The organism is Candidatus Brocadiaceae bacterium, assembly GCA_012728835.1.
Lineage (GTDB): Bacteria > Planctomycetota > Brocadiia > SM23-32 > SM23-32 > JAAYEJ01.
Genome location: JAAYEJ010000049.1, coordinates 1 through 21,100 on the forward strand (window position 1 = coordinate 1; position 21,100 = coordinate 21,100).

Sequence of the window (21,100 nt, forward strand, 5' to 3'; positions counted from 1 at the left end):
AGACGCCCGGGCAACTCGATCCGGTCGGCATCGGACCGTCCGGACCGGCCGGCGGCGCGCCGTTGCGTCGGCCGCCACCCGTGCGCCCGTGTCGGGCGGCGTGTGCGCGGGACGGCTCGGGGGGCGGAGGCCGGCGAATTCCCGTGCGAGACGCCCGAACGCGACAGCGGGCGCGGGCGGCCGGCCGGGGGCGGCCTGCGGCATGGAGGGTGCGCTGCGGCGTGCGGCGGCCCGGCGGCGGGGGCACGTCAGCCGGCCGGCCGGTCGGTCTCCCGGGGACGGGGCCGGAGCCGAGCGGGCGGTGGCATGGCCTTTGCTTCCTATGGGGCGGACCCATTGACGGGATGGGGAGGCTTGAGGGACCCAGCGTTTGCACCGGCGGCGCACCACACCCCCTCCACCGCCTCAAGCGCACCAAGGGCTTTCCCATTCCACGCCCTATGCCTCTCATTAGGGCCCAGGCCCCTGCGCGGTGCAACGCCACGCAGGGGCCTGTCTTTTTTGGCCGCGGCTCGGCGGCGGGGGGGAGTTTGACGCCTTTGCCGAGCCCGTGGTAGCATTGACGACTCTGACGGCCCCTGCCGGCCGTTCCCGACTGCCGCCGCACGTGGAAGTGGCACATGGGCGATCGCGACGACTCTGGGCATCCGGTCCCGCTGCGGGAGGTCTGCGCCACCTGCCGGGCGGCCTGCCCCGTGCACACCGACACGCAGGCGTACGTGCAGCTTATCACCCAGGGCCGCTATGAGGAGGCGTTCGAGAAGATCCGGGAGTTCAACCCCTTCCCGTCCGTCTGCAGCCTCATCTGCCATCACCCGTGCGAACAGGCCTGCCGGCGCGGCGACGTCGACGATCCCGTGGCGCTGCGGCATCTGAAGCGCTTCGCCGTCGAACAGGCGCGGCCGTACAGGGAGCGCCGCCGCCGCCGGGCGCCCATCACGCAGCCGCAGACGGTCGGGGTGATCGGCGCGGGGCCCGCCGGTCTGACGGCCGCGCATGACTGCGTGGCGGCCGGTTACGCGGCGACCGTCTACGACGCGCACGACCGCCCGGGCGGCCTGCTGGCCCATGCGGTGCCCGCCTACCGGCTGCCGCCGGACGTGCTGGAGCTGGATCTGGACGACATCCGCGCGCTGGGAGTCCAGGTCGTCTGCGGCACGGCCGTGGGCCGCGATGTGTCCCTGGACGAGGTCCGTGCGCGGCACGACGCGGTGGTTCTGGCGGTGGGCCTGTCGCGCAGCCGCACGCTGCCGCTCACGAACGGCGACCACCCGGACGTCCTGGGCGCGCTGGAGTTCCTGCAGGCCGTGGCCGCAGGCGCGCGCCCGGCGGTGCCGGCGGACGTGCTGGTGGTCGGAGGCGGCAACGTAGCGGTGGACGCGGCGCGCACCGCCCTGCGGCTCGGCGCGCAGGCTGTGCGGATGGTCTGTCTGGAGGATGAGTCCGAGATGCCGGCCTGGGACTGGGAGTGCCGCGAGGCGCTCGAAGAAGGCATCGGGATCGTCCACCGGCGCGGGCCCACGGAGGTGGTCGTCCGTGGCGGCGCGGTGGCGGGGCTGGTCGTGCGGGAGGTGGAGCGCGTCTTCGACGACGACGGCCGATTCGCACCGACCTACTTCGACGACCGCCGCAGCACGATCGACGGGCAGATGGTGATCCTGGCCGTCGGGCAGCAGGCGGACCTGGGCCTGCTGGACGGGACCGAGGTCGAGCGGCAGGGGGCCGGGCGCATCCGCTTCGACCGGGCGACCATGGCGGCCTCCGTGCCGGGCGTCTTTGCCTGCGGGGAGGTTGTGGCGGGGCCCGGAAGTGCAATCGAGGCCGTCGCCGACGGGCACCGGGCCGCCCGCGCCGTGCTCCGGTACCTTCGGACGGGCCGGGTGGAGCCGGTGGCCGAGGAGGAGGCCGGCGAGGAGGTCGGCCCGCTGACCGAGGACCTGATCCGGCACCTCCGGCGCGCCGAGCGCGTCGCGATGCCGACACTCTCGGCCGAGGCGCGGCGGAGGAGCTTCGCCCGGCTGGAACTCGGGTACTCCGAGCGCGATGCGCTCCGCGAGGCCTGGCGCTGCCTCTCGTGCACGGCGGGCGCACAGGTGGACGAGGCGAAGTGCGCCGCCTGCCTGACGTGCCTGCGGGTCTGCCCCTTCGGCGTGCCGATGGTGGACGACGTGGCCCTGATGACGTCGGACATCTGCCAGGCCTGCGGGCTGTGCGTCGCGGAGTGCCCGGCCGGCGCCATCCGCATCGGCCGACACGCCGTGGGCGACATCGCCGGGCGCATCGCGGAGCTGCTGAAGCGTGCCGACCGCCCCGTCACGTGCGTGGAGATCGCGTGCGCGCGGGGGGCGGAGTCGCGCGTCGCGCTGCAGGACCACGTGCACGCCCGCAACGGCGACGAGGTCGGTCACATTGCGGTGGCCTGCGCGGCCCTGGCGGACGAAGTGGACATGATGAAGCCGTTCGAGTTCGGGGTGCGCGAGGTCGTCGTGCGCATGTGCGACGACTGCCGCTATCGGGGGGCCGGCGACCGCCTCTCGAAGCGCGTGGAGCGAACGAAGCGGTTGCTGGACGCCGCGGGGGTCGGCGGCGAGCGCCTCCGCCTTCTCTGACGCCGTGCAGCGGGAGTGAAACGCATGATCGTAGCCGACGCCAAGCCACTGGAAGAGGTTTTCGGCTTCATCGCGGATTGCCGCAGGGTTCTGGTGCTGGGCTGCGGTGAGTGCGTGACGGTCTGCCAGGTGGGCGGCGAGAAGGAGGTGGCCGTCCTGGCACAGGCGCTGCGCCTGAAGGCGCGCACGGAGGGCAGGGAGATCCGGTTCGACGAGAACACGGTGCAGCGGCAGTGCGAGCCGGAGTTTGTGGACCCGATTCTGGGTTCGCTGTCGGACTACGACGCGGTGGTGTCGCTGGCCTGCGGCGTCGGGGTGAACTTCCTGGCGGACCGCAAGGCGAGCCGGCCGGTCTTCCCCGCCGTCAACACGACGTTCATGGGCGCCACCGTCGAACACGGGGAGTGGCAGGAGCGCTGCGCCGGCTGCGGGGAGTGCATCCTGCACCTGACCGGCGGCATCTGCCCGGTCGCCCGCTGCGCCAAGTCCATCCTCAACGGCCCCTGCGGGGGCACCCGCGACGGGATGTGCGAGATCAGCACGCCGGAGGACCCCATCCCGTGTGCATGGTCCCTGATCATCGAGCGGTGCCGGGAGTTGGGCAGCCTGGACCGGCTCCGGGAAGTGATGGCGCCGAAGGACTGGTCGGTCGCCCGCGACGGCGGGCCGCGTCGCCGCGTGCGTGCGGATCTGAAGATCACACCGGCCGAAGAGGGCACCGAACCCGCCTGAGACGGGGGCGACCGGTGCCGAGGAGGCATGACGGGTGAAGAGCGGAAGCAACCTGGAACGCGTTCTGGCGGCCGGCCATTTCGCCGTGACGGCCGAGCTGGGCCCCCCCATGGGCGCGGGGGGCGAGGAGGTCGCGCGCAGGATCGAGCTTCTGCGCGGCGCCGCCGATGCCTACAACGTGACCGACTGCCAGACGGCCGTCGTGCGCATGTCGTCGGTCGCCGGGGCCGCGCTGCTGCTGCGCGCGGGCATGGAGCCGGTGATGCAGATGACCACGCGCGACCGGAACCGCATCGCCATCCAGTCGGACGTGCTCGGGGCGGCGGCGCTCGGCGTGCGCAACTGCCTGTGCATTGCCGGCGACCATCAGTCCTTCAGTGCCGCCGGGCGCCTGAACGGCCACCCCGGCGCTCGGAACGTCTACGACGTCGACTCCATCCAACTCGTCTCCATCCTGAGACGGATGCGGGACGATCACGTGCAGCAGGGAGGCGACCCGGTCGACCCGGCGCCGCGGCTGTTCCTGGGGGCGGCCTGGACGCCGATGGCCGACCCGGTGGACTGGCGCCTGGTGCGGCTGGCCAAGAAGGTGGCGGCCGGGGCGGACTTCATCCAGACGCAGGGGGTTTACGACGTTGCGCAGTTCGCCGAGGTGATGGCGAAGGTCCGCAACGAGGGCTTGCACGAGAAGACGGCGATCCTGGCCGGCGTGATCGTGCCGAAGAGCGCGGGCATGCTGCGCTACATGAACTCCTCGGTCGCCGGCGTGCGCGTGCCGGAGGAACTGATCAAGCGCTTCCCGGTGGTCAGGAAGGCCGACCCTCCCGAGAAGAAGAAGGAGGCGCAGCGCCTGGGGCTGGAGATCGGCCGGCAGGTCGCCGTAGAACTGATCGGGCGGTTGCGGGCGATCGAGGGCGTTCGCGGCGTCCACCTGCAGGCGATCGAGTGGGAGGAGGCCGTCCCGCAGATCTGTGCGGCGGCCGGCCTGCTCCCGCGGCCCTGCATGGACTGAGAGGCGCGCCGGGCGCGCCGGGGCCGTCACGGCGGCGAGAAGCTGTGGTCCGGGTGCTTGACCGACAGGACGGGGCAGGGCGCCTTGCGCACGACCTTCTCGGCCACGCTGCCGATCAGCATGTGGCTCAGGCCCGTGCGGCCGTGCGTGCCGACGACGATCAGGTCGGCCTCGGTTTCGCGGGCGCAGTTGATGATCTCGACGAACGGGGACCCCGTGCGCAGGATTCCTTCGGTGTCGGCGTGCACCGCGCGGCACGCCTCGACGGCTTGCTGGAGGTGCTTGCGCGCGGCATCCTCGACCTCTTCGATGGGCAGCGCCAGGTTCGGCACGCCGGCCAGCGAGTAGGTGGGCAGGAAGGGCGGCTCAACCACGTGCAGGATGCGCAGTTCCGCGTCGAAGACCTCCGCCAGGCCAACCGCGTAGCGCTGTGCGTGGTCCGAGCTGTCGGAGAAGTCGACGGCGCAGACGATCCGTCTGATGCTGATTCCGTCCATCGTCCCATCCCCCTTCCAGATGAGTGAGTGTCACCCCGCGTCGGCCTGCAGGCGCTCCTCGACCTCGGTCAGCCGATGGTAGCGAGGCCGGACGGTGTCCGGGTCGTCCGGGCCGCGCGTGAGGATCCGCCGGCGGCCGAGCCGGGCCACGTTCTCCGCGCAGCCGGTTCCCCATGCGGCGGGGCCGAGGACGAACCTCTCCCGGCGAAACGCATCCGGGCAGGCGTCCACGCCCGATCCGAACACGATGGTGCCTTCCGGAAGGCGCGCGGCCAGGTCCTGCGGCGGCAGCAGGAGCACCCCCGTCGTGTCGAGCCAGTCGTCCCGGTTCTCACGCCGGAAGAGCGTTCCGTACACCCTGTCCCGGCGCGCGTCGCGGATCGGGCAGGCCGCGGCGACCTCGGCGGTCGTCGCGACATTCCGTACGAGCACCTCCAGCGACGGCACCCCCACGCACTGCCAGCCCAGCGCGAAGGAGAGCGTCCGGGCGCAGACGACGCCGATGCGCAGGCCCGTGAACGAACCGGGGCCTTCGCTGACGGCGACCGCGTCGACCCGGCGTCTGCCGAGGCCGGCGCGCTGCAGGACGTCGTCGACCGCCGGCAGCAGGTTGCGCGCGTGGCGCGGGCCTGCCGGGAAGACGTGGCTTGCGCGGACGTCGTCATCCTCGCAGACGGCGACGCTGCCGACGGACCCGCTGGTCTCGATGCCCAGAACGATCATGGCGATGCGTCCTCGGCCGGGGGCGTTGGGTCCGCCGGGGCGTTGTCCTTGAGTCGGCGGAACGCCTCGGTGCAGGCCAGGCGGGCGACCTCCCCATCGGTCAGGCGGGGGGCTCGTCGGAACACGTGCACGTTCCAGAGTTCCCGGCCGTCCGCCGCGTCGTAGCAGGTGAGACGGAACTCGATCGTCGCAGCGGCCGTCACGAACACGTAGCTGCACTGCCAGCGGATCAGCTCGGCCGACAGAAACGATGCGCAGCCGGCGGCCCGGACGGCCTCCTGCAGGAGCGCCGGGTCGGGCTGGAGGCCGGTGGGCAGGCCCGCGGCCTTCAGCGCCCCGGCCATCTTGAACGGCGGCGGCACGTCCAGCCCCGCGTCCTCACGGGCGGAGTGCGCCAGGATCTCGGCGAAGCGGACGTCCGGGTTCTGCGTGCGGACGACGCCCCAGTCCATGCCGCGCGCGCTGATGCTGGTGTCCTGGGGGATGGTCACCTGCAGGACCGGGCAGGGGCCGGGGGGGGTGGAGTCGAGGCGGCCGTTGGCGGTGATGGAGCCGGTGCCGCGCACCGTGCAGCCGCAGAGCGCGAATCCCACGGCGAGCCAGAGGACCGTTCCGGCGTTTCTGCGCGTGCCGATGTCCGTCTCCCTTCCGCACTTCGGATACCCCATTATAGGCGGGGCGGGGTGCCCGAAAAAAGGACCGTCTATGGCTTCCCGACCGGGCACCGGCGGCCCCTCTTCGATTCATGTGCAGCTTCCGGCGAAGACATGACGGATTCCCAGCAAGGGCAAGGGATGGAATCCCGCGGCAGATTGCCGGACAGGCGGCTGCGTGATCTACGGAGACCGCAGTTCGTTCGTCCAGGCTGAACGTTAATCGCTGGGAGTACAGCGCATGTCGCATGCCGGCGGCATTCCTGCCAGGTATCGCGAGCTGTTGTCCGGACTGCATCGGACCTTCCCGGGGCGCACATGAGCCAAAAAGAGGAGCCCGGAAGGCGGTTGCTGCCTCCCGGGCTCTTGCCGGCTTTCCGCCCCTGAGGGGCGGTTGGCTCTACTTCGAAGTCTCCACGGCGGCCTGGGCGGCGGCCAGACGGGCCACGGGCACCCGGAAGGGGGAGCAGGAGACGTAGTTCATCCCCACGCGGTGGCAGAACTTGACGGAACGGGGTTCGCCGCCGTGCTCGCCGCAGATGCCGATCTTCAGATTCGGCTTCGTGGCGCGCCCCCTGGTGACGCCCATCTCGACGAGCTGGCCGACGCCCGTCTGGTCGAGGACCTGGAAGGGGTCGTTGGCGAGTATCTCGCGCTCGACGTACTCGGGCACGAACGTGCCCACGTCGTCGCGGCTGAACCCGTAGGCCATCTGGGTCAGGTCGTTTGTGCCGAAGCTGAAGAAGTCAGCGTACTGGGCCACCTGATCCGCCGTGAGGGCGGCGCGGGGCACCTCGATCATCGTGCCGATCTTGTAGTCGATCTTGACCTCTGCCTTCTCCAGGACTTCGCGGCAGATCGTGTCGGCCGCCTCGCGGCAGATGCGAAGCTCCTCGTCGGTGCCGACCAGTGGGATCATGATCTCGGGGTGGACGTCGATGCCCTTCTTCTTGCAGCGCACGGCGGCCTGGATGATGGCGCGCACCTGCATGTTGTAGACGTCCGGGTAGGTGAGGCCCAGGCGGCATCCGCGGTGGCCGAGCATGGGGTTCAGTTCACGGAGCTGGCTGACACGGGCGGCCACTTCGTCGGCCGTGAGGCCCATCCGTTCGCCGAGGCGCGCCTGCACGTCCCGCTCGTGGGGCAGGAACTCGTGCAGCGGGGGGTCCAGCAGGCGGACGACGACCGGCAGGCCGTCCATCGCCTTGAAGATGCCTTCGAAGTCCTTCCGCTGTTCCGGGAGGAGCTTCTTGAGGGCGGCGTCGTAGACCGCGCGCTTCTCTTTCAGGTCGGCCTTGACCTGGCGCACGCGCTGCATCAGGGCCTTCTTCTCCTCGCCGGCCGTCTGCGAGGCGGCGGTCTCGGCGCCGGCCAGCACGGCGTTCAGCCGCCGGACCTCCGGGGCCGCCAGCATCATCTGCCGCACGTAGGAGATGCGGCCTTCTTCGAAGAACATGTGCTCGGTGCGGCAGAGGCCGATGCCCTCGGCGCCGAACGCCAGGGCCTGGCGGGCGTCGTTCGGGGTGTCGGCGTTGGCCCAGACACCCATCGTGCGGAACTCCTCGGCCCATTCCATCAGGGTGCCGAAGGCGCCGGACATCTCGGGGTCGGTCACGTCGATGACGCCGTCAAACACCTGGCCGGTCGTTCCGTCCAGCGAGATAACGTCGCCTTCCTTGAACTTCTTGCCGGCGATCGTGACCTGCTTCTTGACGTCGTCCGGGTGGACGGCGCCGCAGCCGGCGACGCAGCAGGTGCCCATGCCGCGCGCCACGACGGCTGCGTGGCTGGTCATGCCGCCTCGGGCGGTGAGGATGCCGACGGAGACGTGCATGCCGCCGATGTCCTCGGGGCTGGTCTCGTCACGCACGAGGATGACGCCCATGCCGTCCGGCCGGGCGGCTTCGGCGGCGGCCAGGGCCTCGGCGTCGTCGGCGGTCAGTGCGATCTTGCCCACGGCCGCGCCCGGGGAGGCGGGCAGGCCGACGGCCAGGGCGCGTCCGTCCGCCTCGGCCTTCTTCTTGGCCTTCGGGTCGAACTGCTTGTGCAGGAGTTGCTCGATCTGGTTCGGTTCGACGCGCATGATCGCCGTCTTCTTGTCGATCAGGCCTTCGGCCTTCAGATCGACGGCGATCTGCACGGCCGCCATGGCGGTCCGCTTGCCGGTGCGCGTCTGCAGCATGTAGAGCGTGCCCTGCTGCGCGGTGAACTCGAAGTCCTGCATGTCGGTGTAGTGCTCTTCGAGCGTCTTCTTGACGCCGAGCAGTTGCTCGTACATGCGGGCGTAGAGCGTGCGGGCCTCGTCGGCGGGGACGTCCGCGTCGTCGAAGTCGGAGAGGTCTTCGTTCGACATCTCGTCGACGCTCTTGGGCGTGCGGATGCCGGCCACGACGTCCTCGCCCTGGGCGTTGACCAGGTATTCGCCGTAGAGCTTGTTCTGGCCGGTGGCGGGGTTGCGGGTGAAGCCGACGCCCGTGAAGCTGGTGTGGCCCATGTTCCCGAAGACCATGGTCTGCACGTTCACGGCGGTGCCGAGCAGGCCGCGGATCTCGTGGATCTCGCGGTAGCGGATCGCCTGCGGGTTGTTCCACGACCCGAACACGGCGTCGATGGCCCGGCGCAACTGCTGCTTCGGATCGGCCGGAAAGACCTCGCCGGTGTTCTTCTTATAGATGGCCTTGAACTCGTCGACGATTTCCCTGAGCTGGTCGGCCGTGAGCTGGCTGTCGAACTTCACGCCGGCCTTCTTGCGTTCGCGGGCCAGGACGTCGTCGAAGAACCGGTGCGGCACGAACATCGCCACGTTGCCGAACATCTGGATGAAGCGCCGGTAGCAGTCCCAGGCGAACCGCTCGTCCCCGCTCTCGGCCGCCAGGCCCTGCACGCTCTTGTCGTTCATGCCCAGGTTCAGGATCGTGTCCATCATGCCCGGCATGCTGACGGCGGCGCCGCTGCGCACGCTGACCAGCAGAGGCTTCTGCGCATCGCCCAGCTTGCGGCCCGTGGCCTTCTCGAGCATGGCGACGTTCTCGTCGAGTTCCTGAGGCAGCCCGGCCGGCCACTTCTTGCCGCTGGTGTAGTAGTCGCGGCAGCTCTCGGTCGTGATGGTGAACCCCGGCGGAACGGGCAGCCCGACGTTCGACATCTCGGCGAGGTTGGCACCCTTGCCACCGAGCAGGGCCTTCATGTCGGCCCGGCCGTCAGCCTTGCCCGGTTTGAAGAAGTAGATGCGCTTGGTCTTCTCTGCAGCCATTCCGGCAACTCCTTATTCTGACGACTCGGGCTCAGGACCTCGATGCGGCCGCGCGGCGGCGGCGACGCGCGACACAGTGGGAGGGACAGCCCCGCCGGACTCCCCACACTCCCGACCATTCGACGGCAGGGCGCCCGACACGGTGCCTTCCACGGACGGAACCCTCAGGTTAGCACAACGCGGGGAGCCATTCAAATCGATCGGTCCAGCCATGAAGGCGTGCGATGCGGCAGGGCCGCGAGCCGGTGCGTCAGGTCCCGTGTGGCCGCATAGGCGTCCGCGTAGACCCGGTACACCTCCGCGTAGGCGGCCGTGCGGGCCGGGTCGGGTTCGAACGTGTGCACGTCCACGAGCGCCTCCGCGCACGCAACGGCTTCCCCGAAGGAACCGTAGACGCCCGCCGCCATGCCCCCGAGCAGAGCGGCCCCGAGGGCGCCCGTCTCCTGCAACGCCGCCACGCCCAGCGGACGGGCCAGCACGTCGGCCTTCAACTGGTTCAGGAAGGCGTTCGCCGTCGGCCCGCCGACCGCTCGGATGTGCCGGAGGGGCGCCGGCGCGATCGCGTCCGCACACTCCACCAGTTGCCGGAGTGCGAACGCGACCCCCTCGAAGATTGCCCGGGCGATGTCTGCGCGGGTCGTGGACGAGGTCAGGCCGAGCAGGGCGCCCCGCGCCAGCGGGTCCCAGACGGGCGTCCGTTCCCCCTGGAGGTAGGGCAGGAACACGACGCCGCCGGCCCCCGGGGCGGCCGAGTCCGCCAGGGACGTCATCTCCTCCAATGCGAGGCCCGAGACTTCCCGGGCCGCCCACGCAGCGGCCGCCCCGCTGGAGGTCGTCGTGCCGATGCTCAGCCACGCCTCGCGCGGCACATACGCGGAGTTCGCGCACCGGGGCTCCTCGGCGGGCCGGCGGGTGGGCAGGGCGGTGCAGTCGGTCGTGCCGGCGATGTAGATGAGCGTGTCGGCCGAATGCCCGCCCGCGCCCAGGACGCCGGCGGGCACATCGCCGGCGCCGCACGCGACCGGCGTGCCGGGCCGCAGACCGGTGGCGTCCGCCGCCTTACGCGTCACTGCGCCGGCGGCCTCTCCGGAGCCGAGGATGGGCGGAAGGCGTGCGACGTCCACGCGCAGGAGCGCGCAGAGGTCATCCGACCACCTCCACGGATCGCGGATGTCCGTCAGCCCCGAGATGGCCGCGTGGCTCGGGTCGGTGAAGAAGCGGCCGGTCAGGCGGGCCGTCACGAACGTGTTGGCGAAGCCGAGCGTGTGGGCGCGTCGATACGCGTCCGTCCGTTCGTCCCGCAGCCACATCAGGCTCGTTGCGGCGCAGGTGCCGGGCACGAGCCTGTTGCCGGTCATCCGCTCATAGAGGCGTCGGCCGACGGCCCGTTCGACGGCGTGGACCTGGCGGGTGCTCCGGAGGTCGGAGTAGAGGATGGCCGGATGGAGCGCCCGCCCGGCGGCGTCGAGCGGGACGACGCACGGGAAGAGCGTCCCGAGGCCGACCGCAGCGAGTTCGTCCGGCCGGACCGAGGCCGCCGCACAGGCCGCGTGCAGGGCCGCCACGACGCCGTGCCACCAGTCCTGCGGCTTGCACTGCGTCCAGCCGGGCGCCGGGGATTGCACCGCGTGCCCCGCGCGGCCCAGCCCGAGCAGCCGTCCGGAGTCTGTGAAGACCCCGGCCTTGACGGCGGACGTGCCGACGTCCAGACCGAGCAGCAGTGGCGCCATGACGCACTCCCGGCGGGAGCCTCCGAGGCAAAGCACTCGGCGGCGAGTATATCCGGAGCCGGGGTCGTTTCAAGCGATGTCCGTCGCGCCTGCCCCCACGGCCGCTCTTGCTTGCATCGGGGGGCGGCCTATAATGGCCAGGCGGTGAGGAACATCGAACAGGGAGGCAGCGGAACGATGACGTGCGGGACGCGCGATGCCGCACCCGGCACGTTCGAACTGGGCGGCATATACAGAAGCCTCTGGCATGAACTGGTCATCGGCGCATAGACGGACCAGGGAAAGGCAAGGACCGTGCAGTACAGAAGACTGAGCGGGACGGAACTGGATGTCTCGGTGATCTGCTTCGGGGGCATGACGGCGGGTTCGTACGGCACCTTCGGACACCAGGATGACGAGGCGTCCATGCAGGCCGTGCGGGCGGCGCTCGAGGAGGGCATCAACTTCTTCGATACCGCGGAGGGCTACGGCGACGGCCACTCCGAGGACGTGCTCGGGCGCGCGCTGCAGGGCCGCCGGGAACAGGTGGTGATCGGCACCAAGGTCTCGCAGCGCCACCTGGACCGGGACCAGATGGCACGGGCGTGCAACCGGAGCCTGCGGCTGCTGCGCACGGACTACCTGGACATCTACCACGTTCACTGGCCCAACCACGACGTCCCGTTTGCCGACGTCGTGGAACGGCTGGAGAGGTTGCGCGAGGCCGGCAAGGTGCGCTACTGGGGTGTGTCCAACTTCGGCCGTCAGGACCTGACCGATCTGCTGGCATGCGGCCGTCCCGCCGTCAACCAGGTGCCCTACAGCCTCCTGTGGCGGATTATCGAGCACGAGGTGCGGCCGCTCTGCATCGAGAACGGCGTGAGCATCATCTGCTACAGCCCGCTGGCCCAGGGGCTGCTGACCGGCAAGTTCGGCCGTCCGGACGAGGTGCCGCCGGAGCGGGCGCGCGCCCGCTACATGGCCGAAGCGGCGGAGCGTTCGTTCAAGGTGATCGGCCTGCTGCGGGAGGTCAGCGACGAACTCGGCCAGCCGATGGCCGACGTGGCGCTGGCGTGGGCGCTGGCGCAGCCGGGCATCGCGTCCGTGCTGACCGGGGTGCGGAGCGACGAGCAGGTCCGGCAGAACGCCCGCGCGGCCGACCTGACGCTGCCCGCCGCCGCCCTCGAGCGCCTCACGCAGGGCTCGGAGGCGCTCAGACAGGAGCTGGGCACGGACCCGGACATGTGGAACGCCGGGGAACGGTCGCGGTATCGCTGAGGGCCCCGGTCACGGGGGCCGGGAGGAGGCGGCGCATGGGTGTGCCGAGGATCGCGCTGGTCGGCGGGGGGACGTTCGGCCTGATGCACCTGCGGGCGTTCCGCCAGTTCCAGCACGATGGGCGTTGTGAGTTCCTCGCGCTGGCGGATGTGAACGAGCGCCTCCTGGAGGAGCGCGCCCGGGAGTTCGGGATGCGCGCCTACGCCGACTACCGGGAGATGCTCGAACGCGAGCGGCCGGACGCGGTCGCCGTCGCCACGCCGGACCACCTGCACCGCGAGATCGCCCTCGCCGCCCTTGCGCAGGGCGCCCACGTGTTCGTCGAGAAGCCCATGGACACGACGGTGGAGGGCTGCACCGCCATGATCGAGGCCGGGCGGGACGCCGGCGTCCTCCTTCAGGTGGATTTCCACAAGCGGTACGACCCCTATCATGCCGAACTTCGGCGGAGTGCCCGGCAGGGGAAGCTCGGCGAGATCGAGTATGCGTATGCCTGGATGGAGGACCGGATCGAGGTCCCCCGCTCATGGCTTGCGGCCTGGGCGGGCGAGTCCTCGCCGGCCTGGTTCCTCGGCATCCACATGGTGGACCTGGTCTGCTGGATCACCGGGTGCGGGGGGAGGCGGGTGCATGCGACGGGCGTGCGCAAGAAGCTCCGTTCGCTCGGGATCGACGCCTGGGACTCGGTCTGCTTCTCGGTGGAGATGGACCGGGACGTCACGTTCCAGTGCCAGACCTCCTGGGTGCTGCCCGACGCATTCGAGGGGATCGTCAACCAGGGCATCCGCGTGGTGGGCACCGAGGGCCTCATGGAGGTCGACTCGCAGGACCGCGGCGCGCGGTGCTGCTTCGCCGCCGACGGGCGCATGGCCACCCCCAATCCGGGTTTCTTCCGCGAGGGGCGCGACCCGTGTGGCCGCGCCGTCTACGGTGGATACGGCATCGACGCGATCCGGCATTTTGTCGACAACGTGTCGTTCCTGATGGACGGCGGGGCGCTGTCGGACCTGGCGGGGACCTACCCGAGCGGCGAAGACGGTCGGGAGGCGACCCGCATCGTGGCGGGCGTCCATGACGCCCTGCAGCGGCACGCAGCCGTGGACCTGTAGCGCCGGGGCGGCTACTGCGGCATCAGCAGGCCCGCGCCTCCGACGGGGCTCACGGTCTGAGCCGCCGCCGGCAGGCCGCGCGGTTCGTAGTAGCCGCGTTCCAGGTGTCGGACGAGGTTCGCCGCCGCCGCCTTCTCGACGACGGCCACGATGCAGCCGCCGAGCCCCGCGCCGACCAGCCCGGCGCCCATCACCCCGTCCGTCTCCAGGGCCAGGTCCACCAGGATGTCCAGCTCCTCGATGCTGGCTCCGTAGCCGCCGGGCTGCCGCCAGAGCCGGGCGCGCTCCGTGCGGTCGGACTCGCCCGAGTCCGCGTCGGCGATCAGGTCGTCCAACATCCGGTCGGAGACGGAGTTGTCGTAGGCGACCCGGCCGCTGCCGGCCCGCCGGGTGACGCGGTCGCCGTCGTGCGAGATGGTCATCATCTGGCCGAAGGCCGCGACGTCGCCGCGGTTCAGCACGTCGGGGGCCATGGCAGCACGCGCGCACTCGCTGACGCCGTAGAGGCAGACGCCGCGCAGCGGGTATCCGCCGGCCGGTTCGGCGTGGCTTCCGAAGGTGCGTTCGAGAGCCGGGCGATCGTCGGGGAGCATCCGGAGGATCTCGCCTCGCGTCACGCGTTCGGGAACGGCCTGGAGCATGCGGTAGATGTCGGCCTCGCCCACGCCGAGGCGGGCGGGGTTCAGGTCGCGCAGGTGCTCCAGGCGGGGCGCCATCTCGGGGAAGCGCCTGCGGACCATCAGGAAGCCGATCACGTAGGACGACACGAGCTGGTTGAACATGTCGCGCACGGCCGAGGACTTCTCCGCCTTGCGGCCGCAGTTGGCCATGACGACGACGTAGTCGGAGGGGAAGGGCACCCAGTCCACGGAGAACGGGTGGGAGCCGATGTGCATGATGTGTCCGAGCCGGCCGAACTTGATCGCCGAGTGGTCGCCGCTGCCGCCGCGCGTGCCGATGTACCATTCGGCCAGCCCGCAGACGTCCACCAGGTCGCGGTCGGCGATCGGGAGGCCGTTGATGTGCCTGCATGCCTCGGCGGCGGCGACGACGAGCGCGGAGGAACTGCTCAATCCGGCGGCCGGCGGGATCAGGCCGTGGACGACGACGTTCATCCCGCGCAGAGGCGGATCGAATCGGCCTTCGTCCGTCGTGTTCAGGTGCTGAAGGTAGAGCACGGCGGACCTGACGTAGTCGGACCACGCGCCCGCACGGCCGGCACGGCGCCGCTCCTGCGCGCGCGCCTGCGTCCAGGCGTCCCAGTCGGGGATCTTCGTCCGGGGCAGTTCGTCGCCGATCGCGAAGGCGTCGTCCGGGTACCGGGCCGGGTCCGTGTTGGCCAGGACCACGCGGTCGTCGTCCCGGGGCTCGGCGATCAGGAGCAGTTCGCTGATGGCGATGGGGTTGACGTGACCGCCCCGGTGATCGACGTGCATGCCGAGCAGGTTGACGCGGCCCGCGGAGCGCACGACCAGCGCGGGGGCCGCCGTCCCGTACGCGGCGGCGAACGCCTCCAGCGCCCGGCGGAACTCGGCCGCCTTCCCGGCCAGCAGGGCCTCGTCATCGCCGTACAGGTCGCGCAGTGCGCCGAGACATCCCCCGCCCGAAGTCCCCAGAGCGGCCAGCCACTCCGACACCGTCCGAACGCCCGTGATCCGCTTCAACGGCGTGCCCCCTGATGCACGTGGGAGAGAGGGTCCAACCGGCCTGACACACGCAGCATGCGTCCTCCACAGGTTCCGCCGAGCCGGCGGCGCCCCGCAGGGCGTCCGCACGTCCGCTCAGCGGCCGTTCCCTTGCTCGAAGACGGTACGGCCCTGCAGGATGGTCCTGACGACCTCGATGCGGGCGGCCGCCTCGTCCCAGCGGAACAGGAGCAGGTCGGCGTCCTTGCCGGGCTCGATGGATCCGTAGCGGTCGTCGATGCCCAGAAGGCGGGCCGGGTTGAGGGTGGCCATCCGCACGGCCTCGGCCAGCGAGACCTCCCCCAGGCGCACGGCGTTGGCGACGCCCCGGGCCAGTTCCAGCGAGGAACCGGCCAGGAACGGGGTGCCCTTGAGCTGGATCTTCCCCGCCGGCGTCAGCACGACGGGACGGCCCGCGAACTCGTACTCCCCTGCGGGCAGGCCGGCGATGTTGACGGCGTCGCTGACCAGGATCGTGCGCGCGACCTGCTTGCCGCGGATCATGCACTTGAGCACGTACCCCGGCAGGTGGTGGCCGTCCGGGATGACGCTGGCCCACAGCCGGTCCTCGGCCATCTGGCGCCAGATGTAGTTCTCATGCCGCGGCAGCAGGGCATGTGACCCGTTGCCCAGGTGCGTCGACAGGCGGGCGCCCGCCTCTACCGCGCGGTCTACGTCCGCCGGCGATGCGTTCGTGTGGCCGATGGCCGGCACGATCCCGGCCTCGCTCAGGCGTTCGATGAACGCCGTCGCACCCGGGAGTTCGGGCGCCAGCGTCACGATGCCGATGCGTCCGCCGGAGGCGTCCTGCAGGCGGCGGAACTCGTCCCACTCCGGCGGGCGCACGTGGTCCTGCGGATGCGCCCCGCGCGGGCCTTCGTCGGGCGAGATGCAGGGGCCTTCCACGTGGACGGCGGGGATGGCCGCGGCGACCGCTTCGTCCGCGCATGCCGCGTTGACCGCGCGCAGGCAGGCGGCCATGTGGTCGAACGACGCCGTCACGACCGTGGGGCAGCAGAGTGCAACGCCGGCGCTGCCGAGCGCCCGCACGACCGCTGCGGCCTCCTCGGGGCCTGCGTCCGGCCGGTTGAAGTCGTGCCCCGCGAACCCGTTCACCTGCACGTCCAGCAGGGCCGGGGCGAGCATGAACTCCGGGCCGCCCAGAACGTCTCCCTCGAGCGCGGCGCCCTCTGCCCGGGGCGCCACTGACCGAATCCGGCTGCCCTCGGTCTCGACGACCTGAACGCCCTCCCGACCGACAACACGACCGACGATCCGCATGACGCCTCCCGTTCCATCCATGGCAGGTAAACGACCGCTTCAGGCTACCGCCCGGGGCGGCGGCTGTCAACCGCGCCTTGACACCGGACCGGCCCAGCCGATAGAATCGCCGGTCCCTGGGCGGTTAGCTCAGTTGGTTAGAGCGCCAGCTCGACAAGCTGGAGGCCACTGGTTCGAGTCCAGTACCGCCCACCATCCCTGCCGTTTCCCCCCCTCAGATTCCCGCTCCCGGTGCGTCGCTTGACCCCGCGCGGGCCCGGTGCCTACCATGCTGGTATGACCGCCCAGAAGGCCCGGACAGAGGTGCTTCCCGTGCTGGCGCTGCGGGGAACGGTGGTGTTCCCCGGCGCATCCGTGCGCCTGCGCGTGGGGCGCCGGCGCTCCCTGGCGGCATTGGAGGCGGCCGCCGCCGGCGACGGCCGCGTGGTCCTGGTGGCCCAGCGTCGCGCGGAGACCGAGGCGCCTTCGCTGGACGACCTTCATCCGGTCGGCGTCATCGCCGCTGTGCGGCCCGGGCCCGAACTCGAAGGCGGGAAGGTCCGCCTGATCATCGCCGACGGTCTGGCGCGGTGTCGCCTCTGCGCGCCGGCCCGGGAAGAGCCCTTTCTGGCCGCCCGTGTCGAGTCCCTCGCGGGGGCGTCGGCGGAGGTCTCCTCATCCCTCGCCGGGGAGGTGCGGACGCTGTTCCTCTCCGGCCCGCACCGGGAGGAGCGCACGGCGCTGCTCAGCGTGTTCCCCGAGGCGGCCGACGTCGGCTTCCTCATCGCGTCGCAACTGGATCTGTCGCCGGATGACGCACAGGCCCTGCTGTCCGAACCCGACGCCGGGAACCGCTACCGCATGCTGCTGCCCGTCCTGCGTGCCGAAGAGCAGATCGCCCGCGTGGGCCGCGACCTGTGGAAGCAGGCCGTGGCCCGCGCGGCGGGCGGCCGCGAGCGGCATCTGCGCGAGCGAAAGGCCGCCATCGAGCGCGAACTGGGCGAACTGAGCGGCCGGGGGGCCGACCTGCAGGAACTGCGCGAACGTGTGGCGGCGGCCGGTCTGTCCGAAGAAGCCCGCGCCGAGGCCGAACGCGAACTGGCGCGGATGGAGAGGACGGCGCCCGGGCAGCCCGAATACGGCGTGGCCGAGGACTACCTGGAGTGGCTGACATCCCTGCCCTGGCGGCGGACCGAGACTGCCGAACCGGACCTGCGCCGGGCCCGCCGGATCCTGGATCGCGATCACCACGACCGGGACGAGGTGAAGGAACGGGTGCTGGAGTACCTGAGCGTCCGCCGGCTCCGGCGGGGGCGGCAGGGGGCGTTGCTCTGCCTGGTGGGTCCGCCCGGCGTGGGCAAGACGAGCATGGGCCGCTCGATCGCCGAGGCGACCGGCCGCCGGTTCTACCGCGTGGCCCTGGGCGGCCTCCGCGACGAGGCGGAGGTCCGCGGCCACCGCCGCACCTACCTGGGCGCCCACCCCGGCGCCATCCTTCGGGCGATGCGGCGCGTCGGCGTCTCCAACCCCGTCATCATGCTCGATGAGGTCGACAAGCTCGGCGAGGGGCCGATGGGAGACCCTGCCGGAGCGCTGCTGGAGGTGCTGGACCCGGACCAGAACGCCGCCTTCGTCGACCGTTACCTCGCCGTGGGCTTCGACCTCTCGGACGTCCTGTTCATCGGCACGGCGAACACGGCCCTGACGATTCCCGGACCGCTCCTGGACCGCCTGGAGGTGATCGAGCTGCCGGGGTACACGACCGAGGAGAAGGCGGTGATCGCGCGGGGCTACCTGGTGCCGCGCCAGGTCGAGGAGACCGGGCTGGACCCCGCCGGCGTCGCGTTCGACGACGAGGCCGTCGAGCTGCTGATCACGCACTACACGCGTGAGGCCGGCGTGCGCGAGCTGGAGCGGCAGATCGCGGCGGTCTGCCGCAAGCTCGTGCGGCGAGGCGAGGGGCGCGCGAGCTGCCCGGCGCGGGTGAGGCGGCGGCTGGTGGCCGACCTGCTGGGGCCGCCGCCGTACCTGGCCGAGGACTGGGACCGCGCCTGTCGGCCGGGAGTCTGCGCCACGCTGGCCGTCGGAGACGGCGGCGCCGAGCTGATGTTCATCGAGGTCCTGCGCGTGGACGGCTCGGGCCGCCTGGCGGTGACCGGACGGGTGGGGGCGGTGCTCAGAGAGAGCGCCTCCCTGGCGCTCGGCTACTGGAAGGCGCGGGGGGAGCGGTTCGGGCTGGCCGGCGACCGCTTTGCGCAGGGCGACTTCCACGTGCATCTGCCCGGTGGCTCAGCGCCGAAGGACGGCCCGGCCGCCGGCCTGCCGCTGGCGCTGGCGTTCGCGTCCCGGCTGTTCGACCGGAGCCTGCCGCCGGGACTGGCCGCACTGGGCGAGATCACCCTGCACGGCCGCGTCCTGCCCGTCGGCCGGATCGGCGAGCGGCTCGCCGGCGCCCGGCGGGCGGGGATCTCGCACGTGCTCCTGCCGGAGCGGAACCGCGTCGAGGTCGAGTCGTGCCGGGATCGCCGGCCGCCGGAGGGCCTGGAGATCACCTACGTCTCATCCGTGGAAGAGGCGCTCGAGACCGCCCTGGCGGTCGTTCCCCAGGGCCGGCCCGCCCCGGCCTGACCGTCCGGAAAGGAGACTGCTGCAATGCGTCTGCTGCTCGCGACGAGGAACCCGCACAAGCAGAGGGAGTTGGGCGAACTCCTTGCCGACCTGCCCGTGGAGGTCCGCACGCTGGCCGACTGCCCCCACGCGCCCGACGTGGATGAGGACTGTCCGACCCTGGAGGAGAACGCCGCCAAGAAGGCCTCCGAGGTCGCCGCGGCCTGCGGCGGGTTCGCCATGGCCGACGACTCCGGGCTGTTCGTCGACGCGCTGGACGGGCGCCCCGGCGTCCTGAGCGCCCGGTACGCCGGCCCCAATCCGACCTCGGCTCGCCTCTGCGCACGGCTCGTGGCCGAACTGCAGGATGTGCCGGACCAGGCCCGGACCGCCCGCTTCCGGTGCTGCATTGCCATGGCGGACCCGGACGGGCGGATCATACTGACCGCTTCGGGGCACGTCGGCGGGCGCATCCTGCGGGAGATGCGCGGGACCGGGGGGTTCGGCTACGATCCCGTCTTTCTCTACGAGCCCTGGGGCCGCACGTTCGCCGAGGTCCCGCCCGCCGAGAAGAACGCCGTCAGCCACCGTGCGCAGGCGTTGCGTGCGTTTCGGGACGGGCTGGAGCGGTGGCTGCGGGGCGGCAACGGGCGTTGAGGGCCGTTCCGTCAGCGTTGCGCGATCCGGGCGCCCAGCGCTCTCATCAACGGCGCGAACGAGGGGAAGGTGATCGCCGCCGCCTCCGCCGTGCCGACGGTGGTCGTCCCCTCGGCCGCCAGACCGGCCACCGCCAGGGCCATGACGACCCGGTGGTCGCCGTGCCCGTCCACTGCCGTCCCGCGCAGGCGCGAGCGCCTCAGGGTCAGCCCGTCGGGCAGTTCCTCGACGTCGGCGCCCAGGGCGCGGAGTTCGCGGGCCATGACGGCCAGGCGGTCCGTCTCCTTCACGCGCGCCTGCGGCACGTTCACCAGGTGCGTCTCGCCGTCGGCCAGGCAGCCGACGACGGCCATCGCCGGCAGGGCGTCGGGGGTGGCGTTCAGGTCGAACGTCCCGCCCGACAGTGACGCCGGGCCCTCGATCCGCACCCCGTCGGCGTCCGCCTCCACGGCGCATCCCATCTGCCGGAGCATGTCCACGACGGCCTTGTCGCCCTGCGTGTCGGCCATGTCCAGCCCGCGCAGGAACAGGGAGGACCCGGTGATCGCGGCGGCCGCCAGGAAGAAGGTGGCGCTGGAGAAGTCGCCCGGCACCGCCCGCTCGAATGCGCGGTATCTCCGGTTCCCCGGCACCTCGAAGCGGCTGTAGTCCTCGGCGGCCTGCGGGCGCACGCCCAGGCGGTCCATCCAGTCGAGCGTCATGGTGACGTACGGTCGCTCGTTCAGCAGCGGCACGTCGATGGTCGTGTCGCCGGAGGCGAGCGGGCAGGCGATCAGCAGGCTCGAGAGGTACTGGCTGGTGGGGCACTCGATGGCGACGCGGCCGCCGCGCAGGCCCCCCCCGACCACCAGCGGCACGCACCCGTTTCCCGCGCGCGAGCGGGCCGTGGCGCCCAGGGCCGCCAGGGCCTCCAGGAGCGGACCGGCCGAACGCCGCTGCGTCTGTTCGTCCCCGATGAACTCCGTCAGCCCCTCGCCGAGGGCGGCTGCCGACAGGGCCAGGAACAGGGTCGTTCCGGAGTTGCCCACGTCGACGGGCGCGGCGGGGGCCGTGGGGCGCCCGCCCGTGCCGTGCACGACCCAGACGTCGTGCGCAGAGGCGTCCACGGCGGCTCCGAGCGCACGGCAGGCGGCCGCGCAACTGCGCGTGTCGTCGGATTCCAGGGGCCGCACCAGCCGGGAGGTGCCGTCGGCGAGTGCGCCGAGGATCAGCCCGCGGATCGTGTGCGACTTGCTGCCGGGAATCGTCGCGCTGCCGGTCAGGGCGCTTCTTCCGACGACGAATTCCATAGGTGCACTCTGGGGCGATGGGGGAAC

15 protein-coding genes and 1 tRNA gene are annotated in these 21,100 nt (G+C 71.6%); 8 read left to right on the forward strand and 8 right to left on the reverse strand.

Going from position 1 to position 21,100, the window contains the following annotated elements:
• The first annotated feature begins 620 nt into the window (after positions 1–620).
• The 3 genes from GXY85_07455 to GXY85_07465 are packed head-to-tail and all read left to right on the forward strand — an operon-like array spanning position 621 to position 4,353.
• A complete protein-coding gene (locus GXY85_07455; GenBank protein NLW50669.1) occupies positions 621–2,609 on the forward strand; it encodes an FAD-dependent oxidoreductase in 1,989 nt (662 codons plus the stop codon).
• A gap of 24 nt (positions 2,610–2,633) precedes the next feature.
• Entirely contained in the window at positions 2,634–3,341 is a 708-nt protein-coding gene (locus GXY85_07460; protein NLW50670.1) for a hypothetical protein, read from the forward strand.
• Between the two features lie 34 nt (positions 3,342–3,375).
• A complete protein-coding gene (locus tag GXY85_07465; protein NLW50671.1) occupies positions 3,376–4,353 on the forward strand; it encodes a methylenetetrahydrofolate reductase in 978 nt (325 codons plus the stop codon).
• 26 nt (positions 4,354–4,379) lie between these two features.
• Here GXY85_07465 and GXY85_07470 read toward each other — a convergent pair whose 3' ends face one another.
• The 5 genes from GXY85_07470 to GXY85_07490 all read right to left on the reverse strand — a co-directional run bounded on the left by GXY85_07470 (position 4,380) and on the right by GXY85_07490 (position 11,209).
• Positions 4,380–4,850: a universal stress protein gene (locus tag GXY85_07470; GenBank protein NLW50672.1), complete on the reverse strand. Its 471-nt coding sequence runs from the start codon at positions 4,848–4,850 to the stop codon at positions 4,380–4,382.
• Positions 4,851–4,880: 30 nt separating this feature from the next.
• Positions 4,881–5,573 (reverse strand): tRNA (adenosine(37)-N6)-threonylcarbamoyltransferase complex dimerization subunit type 1 TsaB, encoded by a 693-nt coding sequence (gene tsaB, locus GXY85_07475; GenBank protein NLW50673.1) that lies wholly within the window; start codon positions 5,571–5,573, stop codon positions 4,881–4,883.
• Positions 5,570–6,298, reverse strand: a complete 729-nt coding sequence (locus GXY85_07480; protein NLW50674.1) for a hypothetical protein — start codon at positions 6,296–6,298, stop codon at positions 5,570–5,572. Before GXY85_07480 ends, tsaB begins: the two co-directional genes overlap by 4 nt.
• Before the next feature lie 328 nt (positions 6,299–6,626).
• A complete protein-coding gene (locus GXY85_07485) occupies positions 6,627–9,479 on the reverse strand; it encodes a pyruvate, phosphate dikinase (GenBank protein ID NLW50675.1) in 2,853 nt (950 codons plus the stop codon).
• Between the two features lie 191 nt (positions 9,480–9,670).
• Positions 9,671–11,209, reverse strand: coding sequence for a hypothetical protein (locus GXY85_07490; GenBank protein ID NLW50676.1), 1,539 nt, complete (start codon positions 11,207–11,209; stop codon positions 9,671–9,673).
• A gap of 294 nt (positions 11,210–11,503) precedes the next feature.
• On the opposite strand from GXY85_07490, the gene GXY85_07495 reads away from it, so the two are divergent.
• Positions 11,504–12,466, forward strand: a complete 963-nt coding sequence (locus GXY85_07495; protein ID NLW50677.1) for an aldo/keto reductase — start codon at positions 11,504–11,506, stop codon at positions 12,464–12,466.
• Positions 12,467–12,501: 35 nt separating this feature from the next.
• Positions 12,502–13,575 carry a Gfo/Idh/MocA family oxidoreductase gene (locus tag GXY85_07500; protein ID NLW50678.1) on the forward strand — a complete coding sequence of 358 codons (1,074 nt, stop codon included), beginning with the start codon at positions 12,502–12,504 and terminating at the stop codon, positions 13,573–13,575.
• Between the two features lie 11 nt (positions 13,576–13,586).
• On the opposite strand, the gene GXY85_07505 is transcribed toward GXY85_07500, so the two are convergent.
• Complete coding sequence (locus tag GXY85_07505) at positions 13,587–15,239, reverse strand: hypothetical protein (protein NLW50679.1); 1,653 nt, start codon at positions 15,237–15,239, stop codon at positions 13,587–13,589.
• 117 nt (positions 15,240–15,356) lie between these two features.
• The gene (locus GXY85_07510; GenBank protein ID NLW50680.1) at positions 15,357–16,406 is read right to left on the reverse strand and encodes an amidohydrolase family protein; all 1,050 of its coding nucleotides are present in this window, start codon (positions 16,404–16,406) and stop codon (positions 15,357–15,359) included.
• A 253-nt stretch (positions 16,407–16,659) separates the two neighbouring features.
• On the opposite strand from GXY85_07510, the gene GXY85_07515 reads away from it, so the two are divergent.
• From GXY85_07515 to rdgB, 3 genes are all read left to right on the forward strand, one after another.
• Positions 16,660–16,736, forward strand: a tRNA-Val gene (locus GXY85_07515).
• An 81-nt stretch (positions 16,737–16,817) separates the two neighbouring features.
• A complete protein-coding gene (gene lon / locus GXY85_07520; GenBank protein ID NLW50681.1) occupies positions 16,818–19,148 on the forward strand; it encodes an endopeptidase La in 2,331 nt (776 codons plus the stop codon).
• A gap of 24 nt (positions 19,149–19,172) precedes the next feature.
• Entirely contained in the window at positions 19,173–19,784 is a 612-nt protein-coding gene (gene rdgB, locus GXY85_07525; protein ID NLW50682.1) for an RdgB/HAM1 family non-canonical purine NTP pyrophosphatase, read from the forward strand.
• 11 nt (positions 19,785–19,795) lie between these two features.
• Here rdgB and aroA read toward each other — a convergent pair whose 3' ends face one another.
• Complete coding sequence (aroA, locus tag GXY85_07530) at positions 19,796–21,073, reverse strand: 3-phosphoshikimate 1-carboxyvinyltransferase (protein ID NLW50683.1); 1,278 nt, start codon at positions 21,071–21,073, stop codon at positions 19,796–19,798.
• Positions 21,074–21,100: the final 27 nt, after the last annotated feature.